General features: G+C 45.8%; 1 protein-coding gene. It reads left to right on the forward strand.

The window, feature by feature from the left end; genetic code table 11:
• Positions 1-614 (forward strand): Ig-like domain-containing protein (locus IEV57_RS19410; protein WP_229744531.1); only part of this gene is annotated, 614 nt, incomplete at both ends.

The raw sequence follows: 614 nt of genomic DNA on the forward strand, positions 1-614 counted from the left end.
TACAGGAACTGGTACAACAGATTCCAACAATTACTCGATAGATACCCAGCGCCCCACTGCCACAATAGTGGTTTCGGATACACAATTGAGAGCTGGAGAGACAAGCCTTGTAACCTTTACTTTCTCAGAGGCAGTTGCGGGATTTACTAATGCTGATCTTTCGGTAGCCAACGGTACCCTTTCGAGTGTAAGCTCCTCGGATGGAGGGATAACATGGACCGCTACTTTGACACCAACAAATGGCATCAACGATGCGACCAATCTGATTACACTCAATAATACAGGAATTGCTGATCAGGCAGGAAACACAGGAACTGGTACAACAGATTCCAACAATTACTCGATTGATACCCAGCGCCCGACTGCTACAATAGTGGTTTCGGATACACAATTGAGAGCTGGAGAGACAAGCCTTGTAACCTTTACTTTCTCAGAGGCAGTTGCGGGTTTTACTAATGCTGATCTTTCGGTAGCCAACGGTATCCTTTCGAGTGTAAGCTCCTCGGATGTAGGGATAACATGGACCGCTACTTTGACACCAACAAATGGCATCAACGATGCGACCAATCTGATTACACTCAATAATACAGGAATTGCTGATCAGGCAGGAAACA

The sequence above is a fragment of the Belliella aquatica genome (assembly GCF_014637795.1).
Taxonomy (GTDB): domain Bacteria; phylum Bacteroidota; class Bacteroidia; order Cytophagales; family Cyclobacteriaceae; genus Belliella; species Belliella aquatica.